The organism is Kocuria carniphila, assembly GCF_004136555.1.
GTDB lineage: Bacteria > Actinomycetota > Actinomycetes > Actinomycetales > Micrococcaceae > Kocuria > Kocuria carniphila.
The window spans coordinates 137,241-152,259 of sequence record NZ_NOIT01000002.1 but is presented as its reverse complement, the minus strand read 5'-3'; the positions used below and the strand labels follow the sequence as shown (position 1 = coordinate 152,259).

Genomic DNA, 15,019 nt, shown 5'->3' with positions numbered 1-15,019 from the left:
CCCTCATCCGACCAGTCCTCTTTACCGGCGAACCCGCCGGCACCGTCAGCCGCGCCGTCGTCCGGGCAGTCAGCTTCGCGAGCGGACCCGTTGGCGCCGTCAGCCGCGCCGTTGTCATCTCCCACTTCGTCCGCCCCCTCGCACTAGGAGTCGCACGTTTCATGACCGCAGTTTCCCCGTTCCCGCCCCTCGTCGAGCCCACGCCGGAGCTCAACCACGAGGAACTCGAGCGCTACTCCCGCCACCTGACGCTCCCGCAACTCGGGGTCGAGGGTCAGCGGCGCCTCAAGAACGCGCGCGTGCTCATCATCGGAGCCGGTGGCTTGGGTGCCCCGGCCCTGCAGTATCTGGCGGCCGCGGGTGTGGGAACCATCGGCGTGATCGACGACGACGTGGTCTCCGTGTCCAACCTGCAGCGCCAAGTAGTGCACGGTATGGCGGACATCGGCCGCCCCAAGGTTGATTCCGCCGCGGACGCGGTGACCCGCCTCAACCCCCTGGTCACCGTCAACGCGCACGGCGAGCGCCTGACCACCGACAACGCCCTGGACATCTTCTCCGGTTACGACCTGATCATGGACGGCGCGGACAATTTCGGTACGCGCTATCTCGTCTCGGACGCCGCGGAGCTCGTGGGGATTCCGGTCGTGTGGGGCTCCATCCTGCGCTTCGACGGCCAGGTCTCGGTGTTCTGGTCCGGCCACGGTCCGGTATACCGTGATCTCTTCTCGGAGGCGCCCGCGCCGGGTCAGGTGCCGTCGTGCGCGGAGGGTGGTGTACTCGGCATGCTCCCGGCCACCATTGGCTCGGTCATGGTCACCGAAGCGCTCAAACTCATCACCGGCATCGGCCGCCCGCTGGTGGGTCGCGTGCTCATCCATGACGCTCTAGCCCAGACCTGGCGCGAGCTCTCCATCCTGCCGGACCCTGATCGTCCGCCGGTCACCGATCTCTCGCAGGTCGCCGTGGCCTGCGGCCTCCCCACCGCCGACGACGCCTCTCCCGCCTCCCACGAAACCCTCACCGCTTCCGAGTTGGCTGTGTTACTGACCTCTCGCTCATTGGGTGAAACGTCCTTCACGCTGATCGACGTGCGCGATGACTGGGAGCGAGACCTGGTCTCCATCCCGGGCTCCGTGCAGGTCCGGCTCCAGGAGATCCTGGACCGAGGTGTGTCCGCGCTACCGGATTCGGTGGAGGGCAACGTGATCCTGCATTGCAAGGCCGGGGTGCGCTCCGCTCAGGCACTCGGTGCGTTGCGCGCGGACTACGCACTGAGGGAGGACACCGTCAAACACCTGGACGGCGGAGTCTTGGCGTGGATCCAAGACGTGGATCCCACGCTGCCGAGCTACTGACGGGCATCGAAGTCTCATGTGATGCACATGCCGATTCCCGGCATGGATTCTGCACCCTCATCACCTTAGATTGCAGGGCCGCTTTTCCCCACACGGGGTGCCTCGAGCCCTTGCTTTCAGATACGCGTGTCACCATTAAGTTGACGGCCGCGCCGCCCGGGTCGGCCGTGTCACTGAGGAGAGATTGTGCCCACCACTGAAGTTGCTGCCCCTCGCGTCTACGTGGTCACCGGTGCCGGATCCGGAATCGGTCAGGCCGCCGCCGCTCAGCTCATCGACCAAGGTCACCGGGTCATCGGCGTTGACCTCAAGAACACCGAAGTGGTCGCGGACCTCTCCACCGAGGAGGGCCTCGCCGGGATGGTCGAAGAGGTATCCCAGCAGACCTCCGTGGTGGACGGAGTAATCGCCAACGCGGGAACCTCCTTGCAGGCTCCCCTGGATGTGGCCATCAACTTCTTCGGTGCGGTGGGCACGGTCAATGGGCTGCTTCCCTTGCTGAGCAACTCCGATGCGCCCCGCGTGTGCATTACCGCAAGCGCCGCGTCACTGCACCCCGCCAATGATGAACTCTTGGACGCAATGCTCAACGGCGACCGCGAAACCGCCGCCGCCATTGGCGAGCAGCTGGTGGCCGCCGGTGGGATGGCCGGTTACCTCAACTACTCTTCTTCCAAACAGGCCGTGGCCCGCTGGGTCCGCCGCAACGCCACCACCGAACGGTTCGCAGGCGCGGGAATCTCGCTCAACGCCGTGGCTCCCGGTGTGGTCATCACGCCCATGACCGAGCAGCTTTTCGCGACCGAAGAGGGTCGCCAGCAGATGGAACAGGGCATGCCCTCTCCGCTGAACGGCCCCGCTCGTGCCGAGGACATTGCGTCGGCCATTTGCTTCCTGACCTCGACCGCGGCGGGCAAGGTCACCGGCCAGGTGCTGTTCGTGGACTCCGGCTATGACGCCCTGACCCGAGGCGACACTTCCTGGTGAACCGCGCAGCTGCTCGGACTGTCCTGCGCGGGAGCGAGATCCGAACCTCAGGTGAGGAAACTGCAGGATCCTAGTTTTAGGTGAGGGAAGTGCTGAATTCTTGCAAGAATTCAGCACTTCCCTCACACCACGCTGGGTGGCTGTTCTTGCCTCACATGAGGCTGTCCGAGCGGTCCGGGGACGCCGGCTCCATCAGCCCAGCAGGATCACATCCAGGGTGCGGGGGCCGTGGACGCCCTCCACTCGTTCCAGCTCGATGTCCGAAGTCGCTGATGGCCCGGAAATCATGGTCGTGGGAGCGGTCGGCTCCACACGGGCCATGGCTTCCGGGATCAGTTCCACGATCGAATCCAGCGGCACGATGCAGATGTGGTGATCCGGGACCAGGGTGATCGCGCGACGTCCCTCATTGGGCCTGCCGGACAGGAAGATCGTTCCCGTCTGCGCACAGGACACCGTGGAGGACGTCACCACCGCATCCACCTGGTTCAGTTCGCGCACACCCAGAGCTGACGCCTTACGAGCATCGTTCGGATCGACGATCGCACGGCGAGCAGCGGTATCTTCCGGCAGGAACGCGGTATCGAACACATCGGGGATCACGTAACGAGCCGACGCGCCGAGCTGGGTCGCGATCCGCTCCGCCACGGTCTCCGCGGTTTCACGGAACACATTGGCCTTGTAGTCCAGCAACCGGTCCTCGAGCATCTCCACGATCTCCTCGCGGGACAATTCCGAGGTCTTCCGATACTCCCGCGGAGTCTCCGCCACGGCTGGCTGATCGGCCAGCGCGCCGCGGATGCGGGCCAAGATCTCGGTTTTGGCGTCCGCGCTCATCGCTGTGCTCCGTCCTGGTCGTTGGTGCCGTTGCCGAGCTGGTCCGGCTCGGCGGTGGGCTGTTTTGCAGAGTTCTCCGGCGGGATCGCCGGTACAGCATCGTCCTGCTCCGTCCGTCGCGTGGTCGCGGGCCCGTCCGCAGATTCCTCGCTCGAAGCAAAAGCGACGACGCCGTCCTGGGCCAGTCGCTGTTCGGTCTCACCCTCGTGTTTCTTCCACCAGTTGCGGAAGGACTGCTTGGGCGGTTCGGGGATGTCTCGCTGCTGCGTCCAACCACCCACCATGCCGGGGAGCCAACCGATGGCGTGATCGCGTCCGGCGACCACACGGCCCAGCGGCAGACCCTTTTCTGCCAGGGACATGCGCTTACCCGAGGACATCACGAACGAGGCCCCCTTCATCATGGCGTCCATCTGGGTGGGGACCTTCTTGGCCGGAGCGGACTTAGAAATCTTGCGTCCCGCGGATCGCACGGACGCGGCAACGTCACTCGCTGCTCCGCGCACGGTCGCACCTCGAGAACGTGTGCCAGGATCGGTCCGCTCGGAATCCGCATCACCCGTCAGCGCTTTCTCCGACCGCCAGTTGTCCGCGGATTCCGTGGCGAGGTCGTGAGAAACGGGAGCCGGGGCGGCGTCGTCCTGGGTGCGTTCGCCGTGCTTGGTGCGAATGTCCTCGTCGCGCAGGTGCACCAGAATGTCCGGAATATTGATCTTGACGGGACACACCTGGTAGCAGGCGCCGCACAGCGAAGACGCGTACGGCAGGGATGCGTTCTCCTCGGAGGTGATGCCCGTGAGCTGCGGCGACAGGATTGCGCCGATGGGCCCCGGATACGTGGAACCGTACGCGTGACCGCCGGCGTGCTCGTAGACCGGGCATACATTGAGGCAGGCTGAGCAGCGGATGCAGTGCAACGCGGAACGACCATCCGGATCGGACAGCACCGCGGAGCGGCCGTTGTCGAGCAGCACCACGTGGAAGTTCTGCGGCCCGTCGCCGGGCGTGACCCCCGTCCACAGCGAGGTGTAGGGGTTCATCCGCTCGCCGGTCGAGGACCGCGGCAGCAGCTGGAAGAAGACCTCGAGGTCCTCGTACGAAGGCAGCAGCTTTTCGATCCCCATGACCGTGATCAGGGTGTCCGGGAGCGTGAGGCACATGCGACCGTTGCCCTCGGACTCGACCACGGACAGCGTGCCGGTATCGGCGATGCCGAAGTTCGCACCGCTGATCGCCACGCGCGTGGCCAGGAACTTCTCCCGCAGGTGCTGCCGCGCGGCCTCAGCGAGAACCCGCGGTTCGCTCGTGAGCTCGTCCGTGGTTTCGGGCATTTCGCGGCGGAAGATCTCACGGATCTCCTCGCGGTTCTTGTGAATCGCGGGCACCAGGATGTGCGAGGGCTTGTCGTGACCCAGCTGCACGATCAACTCCGCGAGGTCCGTCTCGGTCGCGGTGATGCCGTGTTCCTCGAGGTGCGCGTCCAGACCGATTTCCTGCGTGGCCATGGACTTGACCTTGATGACGTCCGACGTGCCGGTCTCTTGCACGAGCTCGGTCACGATCCGGTTGGCCTCATCCGCGTCACGCGCCCAGTGCACCACGCCGCCGCGGGCGATCACGTTCTGCTCGAACGCTTCGAGCAGCTCGGGCAGATTGGCCATCACGCGTTCCTTGATCGCGGACCCCGCATCGCGCAGCTGCTGCCAGTCCGGGACCTCGCCCACCACGTTGGCGCGCTTGCCGCGGATGGTGTGCGTCGCGTGCCGGATGTTGGCCCGCATCTGATCGTTCTTGAGTTCTTCCTTGGCGGCCTTGGGGAACGCGACCTGTGCGTGCAGATTGCCCTGCCCGTGCACGGGACGCACCGCGGGCATGCCCAGATCGGTGATGCTCATCGGTTACCTCCAGCGTTCGACGCCACTCGCGCACCTCGCGCGGGAATGGACAGTTCCACGGGCCCCTCCACCACGAGGGGATTCTCCTTGGTGGAGGCCAGAATCTCCACGAAGTGCACGGTGCGCACGGGCGCCTTGCGCTTGGATGCGGCACCGCCCAGGTGCATCAAGCAGGATGAGTCGCCTCCGGTGCACAGGGACGCGCCCGAGGCCTCGATGTTGCGCAGCTTGGCTTCCGCCATGGCTCCGGAGACGTCCGGGTTCTTGAAGGAGAACGTGCCGCCGAATCCGCAGCATTCTTCGGCATCCGGGAGTTCCCGGTAGTCGATGCCACCCACGGACTTCACCAGGTCCTTCTGTCGATCCCCCAGGTCCAGCAAACGCATGCCGTGGCACGAGGGGTGATAGGTCACGGTGTCCGGGAACCACGAACCGAGCTGCTCGGCGGCATCGGTCACGCCCAGCACGTCGATCAACAGTTCGGAGAGTTCATAGGTATTGGCGGCAACATCCGCGGCCTGTTCGGCCAGCAGGTCATCCCCGCACTTGCGTGCAACCATCGGCTGTTGGTGTCCCAGCGAGGCGACGCACGAGCCGGAAGGCGCCACGGCGACGTCGAACTCGACCTCGGTGAAGGCCTTGACGTGATTACGGATGACCGGCATCGCGTCGTCGAAGTAGCCGCTGTTGACGTGCATCTGCGAGCAGCAACCCTGTCCCTGCGGGAACACCACCTCGTGGCCGAGGCGCTCCAGAACGCGCACGGTGGCCAGCGCCACCTTGGGATACATAGCGTCCACGATGCACGTGGCGAACAGTGCGATTCTCACAACGTTGATCTCCGATAACTCTGGCTCCTGTGGTCTGACCATGCTAGGTGAGTGAACGTGATCACACAAGCAAGCTTCTTGATCACCCCGGCAAAGCGCTCCGGAAGTAACTGTGCGGTGTGACGAGCATCATGTATGCTTCGTGGTCTGACCATTGTGGTCCGACCATACAAACGGACCCACCGGAGCGCACAGGAGACAGCGTGACCACATTTACCGCCATGACCGACGCCGTGGGTGGCAGTGTCGGACTTTCAGCCCTGGTGGGCTGCATCCCCTTGCTCACGTTCTTCGTGATGCTGCTGGCGTTCAAGACCAGCGCGCACGTTGCCGGCCTCACCGCTCTGGGTGCCGCCCTGCTCGTCGCGATCTTCGGGTTCAACATGCCCGCGCAGCTGGCCGCATTGAGCGCCACTCAGGGTGCCGTCTACGGCTTGTTCCCCATCGTGTGGATCGTGGTCATGGCGCTGTGGTTCTACCAGGTGACGGTACTGTCCGGACGTTTCGAGGATCTGCGCACCATCTTCGACACCATCGGCGGCGGCGACCTGCGTATCCAGGCTATGCTGATCGCGTTCTGCTTCGGCGGCCTCTTGGAAGCCCTCGCCGGTTTCGGTGCGCCCGTGGCAATTACCGCCACCATGATCCTGGCGTTGGGCCTCAAGCCACTCAAGACCGCCACGGTGGTACTGATCGCCAACACCGCGCCCGTGGCCTTCGGCGCCATCGCCATCCCCATCACCACCGCCGGCGTGCTCACCGGCCTGGATCCGGCCCACATCGGCGCCGTGGTCGGCCACCAGGCACCGTTCTTCGCGTTCGTGGTCCCGTTCTTCCTGCTCATGATCGTCGACGGCGTTCGGGGCCTCAAGCAGGCCTGGCCCGCAGCGCTGGCCGTGGGCGGTACGTTCGCCATCGCCCAGTGGTGGTGCGCCACGCACTTCTCCTACGAACTCACGGACGTCGTGGCATCCTTGGCCGGCCTGGCCGCCGCCGTGATCCTCATGCGCTTCTGGAAGCCCAAAGGCACCGAGGAGGTCCGTGCGGATCTGGGCATTGATCGCCCCCAGAGCGTGGAAGGCCTCACCCCCGTGCGTGCGTGGATGGCTGTTCTGCCCTACATCCTGGTGGTCGTGGTCTTCGGTATCGCCAAGCTGTGGACCTGGGGTGTCAATATTCCTCAGGCACTGGCCGCCACCGACATCAAGATCCCGTGGCCCGGCCTGCACGGTCACCTGCTCAACTCTGCCGGTGAACCCATTTCCGGTTCCGTCTACAACTTCCAGTGGCTCTCCAGCCCCGGCACCCTGTTGTTGATCTCCGGTTTGCTGGTCGCCATCATCTACTCCGTGTTCAACCACCACGGCCGCTTCAAGCTCACCGTGGGCAACGCGATTGCGGAGATCGGGCGCAGCGCGTGGAAGATGCGCTTCTCCGCCCTGACCATTGCGTCCGTGTTGGCTCTGGCCTACGTCATGAACTTCTCCGGCCAGACCATTTCCATCGGTACGTTCGTGGCCGGGCTGGGCGCGGCGTTCGCATTCTTCTCCCCCGTCCTGGGTTGGGTGGGCACCGCCGTGACCGGTTCGGATACCTCCGCCAACGCGCTGTTCGCCAACCTGCAGAAGACCGCCGCTCTGGAATCCGGACTGGATCCCTACCTGATGACCGCGGCCAACACCTCCGGCGGCGTGGTCGGCAAGATGATCTCGCCGCAGTCCCTGGCCATTGCCGCGACCGCAGTGAGCATGCAGGGGCAGGAGTCCAAGATCTTCCGTTCGGTGATCCCCTGGTCCATCGGCATGCTGATCGTGCTGTGCGGTTTGGTGTTCCTGCAGTCCAACGTGCTCGCTTGGATGCTTCCCGCCGCATAGACTTGGCGATGCATAAACCGCCCGCCACTCGTGCATCACGGGTGGCGGGCGGTTTTCTTTCAACGACCGCAGGAGGATCGCATGGTTGCCACCCCCGCCTACACGGTGGTGTTGAACTGGCTCGAGGAGCAGTTGCGCCACGGGAAGATCCGGGTGGGCGACAAGCTGCCTGCAGAACGGGCTCTTGCGGAGCACTTCAGCATTTCCCGGGCGTCCGTACGCGAGGCAATACGCATCCTCGACGCCATGGGCCTGGCGCGCTCTGCCACCGGATCAGGCCCGCAAGCCGGTGCCACGGTGATTTCCGAACCCTCGGCCGCTCTCGGATGGGCACTGCGCATGCACATCGCCACCAGGGCGCTACCGGTCAAGGACGTCGTCACCACGCGCCTCCTGCTGGAGACCCAGGCAGCCTGGGACGCAGCCTCGGGCGAGAACGACGATCACACTGACCGGGACGACATCCTGAGCCATGCCCGCGATCTTCTGGACCGCATGGACGACCCGGAGATCTCCAATGACGAGTTCCATGCCTTGGACGCCCAGTTCCACCTGCTCTTGACCTCGCTGGCCGGCAACGTGGTACTGGAGACCATCATGGTGTCGCTGCGCGAAGCAACCATCGGCTACGTGCAAGAGACGGTAGCGACCCTTGAGGATTGGCCAAGCATCCGAGCCACGCTGCAAACCCAGCACCGGGACATCTTCACGGCAGTGACCGATCGCGATGGGAAACTAGCGACCCGTTTGCTGCGCGATCACATCACCTGGTTCTACAGCCTGGTACCCCGAGCCGAGAAGTAATCGCAGACCGACCAGCGCCACATTTCTGATCTGAAAAAGTAGTGCGGCCCCTCCTGGTCGAGAGGGGCCGCACTCTACTTCTCATGGTGCTGACGCGACGGGAGTCTCGGAGCGTCACGCAAGGTGATCCAAGTCTTCCGGAGCTCTAACCGGGGAGGGCCGTACAAGACCCCCGCCGCGAGTTCAGCGTGACCCAAGCTTTCGTGCTACGGCGCCGTACACTCACCGCGTCCACTCAAGGTCCTGAGTCGATGAACACTTCCTTCGTCGTGTTCATGTATTACTTTGCCGCACTTCACCACCGGGAGAACATGGCCAAATGGCCAGAGTTGAGGCCTCTAACCTGTTAAAAGCCTGTGAGTGACTTCACTGCGTCAGATCTTCGGTCAGTTCGGGCTCGACCAGACCGCTCTGGATGCCCGCGATCAACACCTGCACGCGGTCCCGTGCACCCAATTTGTCGCACAGCTGGGACACGTACGCCTTGACGCTGCCGTGGGAGACCTTCATCTGGTCCGCGATCTCATTGTTGTTGAGCCCCTTGGCGATCCAGCGCAGGGTTTCCAGTTCCCGTGCGGTCAGGTCCGGCACGAAGGATTGTTGGCTCGCTGCGGCGGGGGCCGCGGGCGGTGTACTGGGTGTTGCGCTCCGACTTCTGCGCACCGAGGGAACGGGCACATCACCGAGAACATTGTTGGCCAACGAATTCGCCACAGACTGCGACAGCGTCATTTCATCCTCGCGAACTTGCAGCACCGCCGAAACAATTTCTTCATGTCGGGCGTCTTTGACCAGATATCCGGAGGCACCCGCTCTCAGTGCCGGGACAACATACTCCAGAGTAGAAAAGGTTGTGAGAGCCAAAACTTTTGAACGCGGAGCTTGCTGAACGATCTCAGCAGTGGCCTCGATCCCATCCATTCCGGGCATTCTGATGTCCATGAGCACCACGTCCGGGTCAAGCTCGAGGCATTTCTGCACCGCCTCCGCGCCCTCCGACGCTTCACCCAAAACTTGAAAACCGGGCTCCGCATCGAATAAATTCCGCAACGCGTCACGCATGAGTGGATGGTCATCTACCAAAATAAGGGTGCACAAACTCATAATCTGATCATAAACTGATGGCATGAACTCTCCTCATGCCATTTCCCGCATCCATGCTGACCAAACCGGCTCTTTGACGAGTTTCAAACGAGCCCTCGCAGCAGCTCTGATCGCGTGCTCGCTCCTGTTCACCCTGGGTGGCCCCACCTTGAGTGCTCAGCAGGGCCCGGCGGAAAAGGGACCCGGTAGCGTCCTGTGCCGGTACGTCCCCCAACTCTGCGGCGGGTGGTAATCGCCGCACCGGCTGGTTCCACCTCAGTGCGGGAGGGATTTAACCGCACCAGCCCACTCCCGGTCTGGCTTCGAGTCACACTGGTACTTTTCGCCGCCATCGCGCTCTTCGACGATCTTCGGGCGCTGGAATCGGTGGATCAAGCCCCCGCCACGATGGTTGTCATTGCCGTTCAGATGATCCTGGGCTACGTCTCATTGGCACTGATCGCGTGGCGCCCGGGAATTGCGAGCGCCCTACTTCTGGTTCCATTGGCTCTCGCACTGTTCACGCACAACTACGGTTTCACCCTGATTTGCGCGGTCATCGTCACCATTGCCACGGTGAGCATGTTGCCTCGGGTCATGACCATCATCTACAGCGTGATCCTCGCAGCGTGGACCATCACGGCCGTGGTGGTGGAGAGCACCACGGACGTTCTGTGGATCATGGGAACGCCCCTGGTGACTGGTGTGCTCATCGGCGTGGCGTTGCGATTCTTTGTGATCCAGCATCGCGAGAACAAAGCGCGGCTGAGGAGCATCGAGGCCGCTCACCAGCAGTTGCGCGAACAGGAACGATTGGAGCTCGCACGTGACCTCCACGACGTGGTCGCCCACGAGCTCACCCTGGTGACCATGCAGGCCGCGGGATCCCACCGACAGAACGACCCGGTAGTTCTGCACGACACCATTTCCACCATGGAGAACGCGGCCCGCTCTGGCTTGCAGGAACTGCGTACTCTGCTGCACATTCTGCGCGAATCCCCGGGCGCTGTGAGCCGCAATGACAACTCGTCCGGTTTGACGACCGGTTCCCTGGAAAGCTTGGTCGACTCCCTGAGCGCGAGTCTCACAGCAGCCGGATTCTCGGTCACCGTGAACACCGTCGACGGTTTCGAGAAACTGCCCACCTCCGTACGCGGTACCGCGGCACGCATCCTCCAGGAGGCGTCCACCAACATCATCAAGTACGCCCCTGCGGGCTCGACATGCCTGCTGTCGCTCACCACGGATGCCAATTCGGTGATGATCCGCACGGAGAACAAACTGCAGCAGTCATACAGGTCCGATGACGGTGAGTTCCCGATGACCTCCGGTTACGGTCTGCACGGGATCCAGGAGCGCGTTGCGCTGCTCAATGGTGAAGTCACCTACGGCCCCCAGGACGATCGATGGGTTCTGGACGTGCGGATCCCCTTTGGCGATGCCTGATTCGCCCTACCCGCTCACCGGAGACGCCGCCGCACGAGCAGTGCGCAACGTGGTCCTCTTGGTACCGCCCGGTTCGGTCCTGTCCTACGGTGATGTGGCCGAACTCGCGGGGCTGAGTTCGGCCAGGCTTGCGGCGCGCATCATGTCCCGCGGTCTCGCCGGGGACGACGTCGCCTGGTGGCGGATCGTTCGAGCGGACGGCTCCCTGCCGGATCACTTGCAGATCGCAGCCCGCGAGCACTACGTGAACGAGGGCACACCCCTCAAGGACACCGACGCCCACTTGGTACAGGTGGCGATGAGCGCCGCCCGCTGGGATGATCCACCGGATGACTTCGCGGTCCCAGCAGGCTAGGATCCAACGCCCCGACCCCAGTCAGGGCGGCCAAGGAGCCCCGGTACTCAGGAATCAAGTACTCAGGAATCAAGGCGTCAAGATCAAAAATCACGGACCGCGTTGCTGTCCCGCGCTTGGTACTCCGCGCGCTCAGTACTCCGTGGGGCCCGCGACTTCGTAGAAGGGTCCCTTGGGGTCGAAAGCGCGCCCGGTGAGTCGTTCATAGGCTTCCACGTATCGTGCACGGGTCTTCTCGACCACGTCTTCGGGAAGTTCCGGTACCGGCCCGTTGCCGTCCCACCCGGATTCGTCGGAGCGCAACCAGTCGCGAACGTACTGCTTGTCGAACGAGGGCTGGGCCTGACCCGGCTTGTAGGTCTCGGCGTCCCAGAACCGGGATGAATCCGGGGTCAGAACCTCGTCACCCAGGGTGATGGCACCGCGGTAGGAGTCCAGACCGAACTCCATCTTGGTGTCGGCCACGATGATCCCGCGTTCCCGTGCGATCTCCTCGGCCTCGAGATAAATGTTGAGCGACAGCTCGCGGAGACGATCGGCAACCGCATTGCCCACCACATCAGCCATTTCCTGGAAGGTGATGGGTTCGTCGTGTTCGCCCAGTTCCGCCTTGCCGGTGGGGGTGAAGATGGGGTTTTCCAACCGATCACCATCTTCCAGGCCCTCGGGCAACTTCACGCCGCAGATCGACCCCGATGCGTTGTAATCCTTGAGGCCGGAGCCGGTCAGATAACCGCGCACAATGTTCTCGACCGGGAACATGGACAGGTTCTTGCAGATCACCGCGCGACCACGCACGGACTCGTGCACGTCGGTCGTGAGAATGTGATTGGGAATCCCAGTGAGTTGTTCGAACCACCACAGGGACAACTGGTTCAGGATGATGCCCTTGTCCGGGATCTCGGTGGGCAGCACCTGGTCGAAAGCGGAAATCCGATCACTTGCGACCACCAGCACGGATCCGGCGCGATACTCGGCGTTGTCGTTGATGGCCACGCCAGTAGCGCGCAGGCGGGATTCGTCCGGAATGTAGAGTTCACGAACTTTGCCCGTATAGGCGTGCTTCCACCCGGGGATCTCGAGCGGTGCGGGGTGCTCACTCATGCTTGCTCCTCAGCTGTGGTCGGGAAGGTGATGCGCCCCTCGGCAGCAGCGAGCGCAATGTCGCTGCGGTAGTGCGCGCCGGGGAGGGAGATCACTTCCATCCCACGATAACCACGCTCACGCGCTTCGTTGAGGTCCGCCCCGTGGGACACCACGGCCAGCACGCGGCCACCTGCGGAAACAACCTCTCCTGCGTCATTCGTGGCGGTGCCGGCATGGATCACGTGGGTCTCGTCCACGGTCCCGACCTGCTCCAGCCCGGTGATGACGTCGCCCTTGCGCGGGGCGCCGGGGTAGTTCTGGGCGGCAAGCACCACGGTCACGGATGCGCCGGGCTTCCACTGCAGCGCTCGGTCCTCGGAAAGGCGACCCTGCGCGGCGTCGAGCATGAGCTCCCCGAGCGGGGATTCGAGCATTGCCAGCACGGACTGCGTCTCGGGGTCTCCGAAACGCGCGTTGAACTCGATGACCTGCACGCCGCGCTTGGTGACCGCCAGGCCGCAGTAGAGCACGCCTACAAAGGGTGCGCCGCGGCGTCGTAATTCGTTGACCACGGGCCGAGCCACGCGCTCGACGACCTCGTGCGTGAAGCCCTCGGGCAGCCAGCCCAGAGGCGTGTAAGCACCCATGCCACCGGTATTGGGGCCCTGGTCGTTGTCGCGCACGCGCTTGAAGTCCTGCGCGGGGATCAACGGAACCACGCGCTCACCGTCGGTGATGACGAACAAGGAGACCTCAGGGCCGTCCAGGAACTCCTCGATCACCACCGCGCCGCCGGCCTCGATGCACTCGCGGGCATGGGCTTCTGCGCGGTCACGCTCGTCCGTGACCACCACGCCCTTACCCGCGGCCAGACCGTCGTCCTTGACCACGTGCGGGGCGCCGAACTCAGTGAGCGCCTCGCGCACGTCGGCCATGTCGGAGGTGGCCACGGCACGCGCGGTGGGCACATTGGCGGCGGACATGATCTCCTTGGCGAACGCCTTGGAGCCTTCGATGTGCGCGGCATCCTTGGAGGGCCCGAACACCGGGAAGCCGGCCGCGCGCAGGGCATCCCCCACGCCCGCGACCAGTGGCGCCTCGGGGCCCACGACCACGAGATCCGCATGCAGTTGGCGAGCCAGCTCGGTGACCGCCTCGGGATCCTGCGCGTTGACGGCGTGCACGGGGACATCCTGGGCGATCCCGGCGTTACCTGGCGCAGCGTGGACTTCACTGACCTTGGGATCTGCCAGCAGGGACTTGATTATCGCGTGTTCTCGGCCGCCTGGGCCCACCACCAAAACCTTCACGTGCTCAGCGTATCGGCACTGGGTCCACCTACTCCAACGTTTCGCATGATCGCGCTGACATACTGGACTTCATGCACACATTCAGTTCTGAACAGGCCGTCGATCTCGCCGAGGTGGAGCGCAGCGGGTTCGTGGAATCCCGGCATCGCGGCTCGGCCGTGGTGTTGGCACCCGATGGCTCCGTGGCCCTGTCACTGGGCGCCCCGGACGAACTGATCTTCCCCCGCTCAACGCTCAAACCGTTCCAGGCCATCGCCTCCATGAAGGCCGGCGCGCCGTTGCGCGGGGATCAGGTGGCCATCGCAGCCGCCTCCCACACCGGTACGTTCGACCATCTGGACGCCGTGAGTTCCATCCTCAAGGCGGCAGGCCTGACCCCAGACTCCCTGCAGTGCCCGAAGGACTGGCCGCAGGACGAGGACACCCGCGCCTGGCTGATCCGCACCGAGCGTGGCAAGAACCGCATGTGCATGAACTGCTCGGGCAAGCACGCGGCCTTCTTGTGGGCCTGCGTGGTCAACGAATGGCCCCTGGACAGCTACCTGGATCCGCAGCACCCGCTGCAGAAGCTCGTGGTCGAGACCATCGAGGACTTCTCCGGTGAACAGGTCCAGCACGTGGGCATCGACGGTTGCGGTGCACCGCTTACCGCCCTCACGCTTACCGGCCTGGCTCGCATGTACTCCACGCTGGGCCGCGCGGCACGTAATATTCAGGCCGACGCCCGCGCCGCCACGGTCGCGACCTCCATGCTCGACTACCCCGAATACGTTCAAGGCCCCGGCCGCTCCAACACCGTGATCATGGAGGAACTCGACGTGATCACCAAGCTCGGCGCGGAAGGTGTGCTGGGTCTGGGCACGCGTAGCGGCTGGTCCGTGGCCATCAAGATGCTCGACGGTTCCTCTCGAGCCAATGCGCTGGTGGGCCTCACACTCCTCGCCCAGGTAGGTGCCATTTCCTCCGACGACGTCGCTCGCGTCCTGGACAAGGTCCTGCGCCCCATTACCGGGGCCGGGAAACCCGTGGGGGCCATCAAGCTCGCGCGTCCCGTTCTGGACCTGCTCGCCTGACCCGCACACTCATCCTCTGTCCCACGCCGTCTTGACCCGAGCTGTCGCGAACTGTTCCGCACCAGCCATGTCGCACCTATT

At 64.1% G+C, this 15,019-nt stretch carries 14 protein-coding genes; 8 read left to right on the top strand and 6 right to left on the bottom strand.

Annotated features, from left to right (window positions below):
- The first annotated feature begins 161 nt into the window (after positions 1–161).
- Positions 162–1,358 carry a molybdopterin-synthase adenylyltransferase MoeB gene (moeB, locus tag EWV37_RS02125; RefSeq protein ID WP_129699596.1) on the top strand — a complete coding sequence of 399 codons (1,197 nt, stop codon included), beginning with the start codon at positions 162–164 and terminating at the stop codon, positions 1,356–1,358.
- Between the two features lie 186 nt (positions 1,359–1,544).
- Complete coding sequence (locus EWV37_RS02120) at positions 1,545–2,345, top strand: SDR family oxidoreductase (RefSeq protein ID WP_095796426.1); 801 nt, start codon at positions 1,545–1,547, stop codon at positions 2,343–2,345.
- Between the two features lie 192 nt (positions 2,346–2,537).
- Here the strand turns inward: EWV37_RS02120 and EWV37_RS02115 are convergent, their stop codons facing one another.
- Genes EWV37_RS02115 through EWV37_RS02105 form a run of 3 tightly spaced genes read right to left on the bottom strand, consistent with a single transcriptional unit; the run spans position 2,538 to position 5,907 of the window.
- Positions 2,538–3,182 carry a LutC/YkgG family protein gene (locus tag EWV37_RS02115; protein WP_095796425.1) on the bottom strand — a complete coding sequence of 215 codons (645 nt, stop codon included), beginning with the start codon at positions 3,180–3,182 and terminating at the stop codon, positions 2,538–2,540.
- Entirely contained in the window at positions 3,179–5,077 is a 1,899-nt protein-coding gene (locus tag EWV37_RS02110) for a LutB/LldF family L-lactate oxidation iron-sulfur protein (protein WP_095796424.1), read from the bottom strand. Before EWV37_RS02110 ends, EWV37_RS02115 begins: the two co-directional genes overlap by 4 nt.
- On the bottom strand, positions 5,074–5,907 hold the full coding sequence (locus tag EWV37_RS02105) for a (Fe-S)-binding protein (protein ID WP_095796423.1): 834 nt from the start codon (positions 5,905–5,907) through the stop codon (positions 5,074–5,076). The genes EWV37_RS02110 and EWV37_RS02105 overlap by 4 nt, the downstream gene beginning before the upstream one ends.
- A 203-nt stretch (positions 5,908–6,110) precedes the next feature.
- Between EWV37_RS02105 and EWV37_RS02100 the strand changes: the two genes are divergently transcribed.
- Positions 6,111–7,781: an L-lactate permease gene (locus EWV37_RS02100; RefSeq protein ID WP_095796422.1), complete on the top strand. Its 1,671-nt coding sequence runs from the start codon at positions 6,111–6,113 to the stop codon at positions 7,779–7,781.
- 81 nt (positions 7,782–7,862) lie between these two features.
- Positions 7,863–8,585: a FadR/GntR family transcriptional regulator gene (locus tag EWV37_RS02095; RefSeq protein ID WP_095796421.1), complete on the top strand. Its 723-nt coding sequence runs from the start codon at positions 7,863–7,865 to the stop codon at positions 8,583–8,585.
- Positions 8,586–8,951: 366 nt separating this feature from the next.
- On the opposite strand, the gene EWV37_RS02090 is transcribed toward EWV37_RS02095, so the two are convergent.
- Entirely contained in the window at positions 8,952–9,713 is a 762-nt protein-coding gene (locus EWV37_RS02090; protein WP_095796420.1) for a response regulator transcription factor, read from the bottom strand.
- Here EWV37_RS02090 and EWV37_RS02085 point away from each other — a divergent pair.
- From EWV37_RS02085 to EWV37_RS02075, 3 genes are read left to right on the top strand one after another with little or no spacing between them, the layout of a single operon-like run.
- Positions 9,712–9,921, top strand: a complete 210-nt coding sequence (locus EWV37_RS02085) for a hypothetical protein (RefSeq protein WP_129699595.1) — start codon at positions 9,712–9,714, stop codon at positions 9,919–9,921. The two genes, EWV37_RS02090 and EWV37_RS02085, sit on opposite strands and share 2 nt — an antisense overlap.
- Positions 9,922–9,947: 26 nt before the next feature.
- Positions 9,948–11,114 (top strand): sensor histidine kinase, encoded by a 1,167-nt coding sequence (locus EWV37_RS02080; protein ID WP_129699594.1) that lies wholly within the window; start codon positions 9,948–9,950, stop codon positions 11,112–11,114.
- Positions 11,107–11,469 (top strand): MGMT family protein, encoded by a 363-nt coding sequence (locus EWV37_RS02075; protein WP_095796419.1) that lies wholly within the window; start codon positions 11,107–11,109, stop codon positions 11,467–11,469. The genes EWV37_RS02080 and EWV37_RS02075 overlap by 8 nt, the downstream gene beginning before the upstream one ends.
- Positions 11,470–11,601: 132 nt before the next feature.
- Here EWV37_RS02075 and EWV37_RS02070 read toward each other — a convergent pair whose 3' ends face one another.
- Positions 11,602–12,573, bottom strand: a complete 972-nt coding sequence (locus EWV37_RS02070) for a phosphoribosylaminoimidazolesuccinocarboxamide synthase (protein WP_095796418.1) — start codon at positions 12,571–12,573, stop codon at positions 11,602–11,604.
- A complete protein-coding gene (gene purD / locus EWV37_RS02065) occupies positions 12,570–13,865 on the bottom strand; it encodes a phosphoribosylamine--glycine ligase (RefSeq protein ID WP_095796417.1) in 1,296 nt (431 codons plus the stop codon). The genes EWV37_RS02070 and purD overlap by 4 nt, the downstream gene beginning before the upstream one ends.
- A 71-nt stretch (positions 13,866–13,936) precedes the next feature.
- Here purD and EWV37_RS02060 point away from each other — a divergent pair, with 71 nt between their 5' ends.
- On the top strand, positions 13,937–14,938 hold the full coding sequence (locus EWV37_RS02060; protein WP_129699593.1) for an asparaginase: 1,002 nt from the start codon (positions 13,937–13,939) through the stop codon (positions 14,936–14,938).
- The last annotated feature ends 81 nt before the right edge of the window (positions 14,939–15,019 follow it).

Coding starts and splice junctions, on each gene's coding strand:
- EWV37_RS02070 (WP_095796418.1), bottom strand. CDS start 12,573: ATGAGTGAGCACCCCGCACCGCTCGAGATCCCCGGGTGGAAGCACGCC.
- EWV37_RS02110 (WP_095796424.1), bottom strand. CDS start 5,077: ATGAGCATCACCGATCTGGGCATGCCCGCGGTGCGTCCCGTGCACGGG.
- EWV37_RS02115 (WP_095796425.1), bottom strand. CDS start 3,182: ATGAGCGCGGACGCCAAAACCGAGATCTTGGCCCGCATCCGCGGCGCG.
- EWV37_RS02095 (WP_095796421.1), top strand. CDS start 7,863: ATGGTTGCCACCCCCGCCTACACGGTGGTGTTGAACTGGCTCGAGGAG.
- moeB (WP_129699596.1), top strand. CDS start 162: ATGACCGCAGTTTCCCCGTTCCCGCCCCTCGTCGAGCCCACGCCGGAG.
- EWV37_RS02090 (WP_095796420.1), bottom strand. CDS start 9,713: ATGCCATCAGTTTATGATCAGATTATGAGTTTGTGCACCCTTATTTTG.
- EWV37_RS02060 (WP_129699593.1), top strand. CDS start 13,937: ATGCACACATTCAGTTCTGAACAGGCCGTCGATCTCGCCGAGGTGGAG.
- EWV37_RS02075 (WP_095796419.1), top strand. CDS start 11,107: ATGCCTGATTCGCCCTACCCGCTCACCGGAGACGCCGCCGCACGAGCA.
- EWV37_RS02085 (WP_129699595.1), top strand. CDS start 9,712: ATGAACTCTCCTCATGCCATTTCCCGCATCCATGCTGACCAAACCGGC.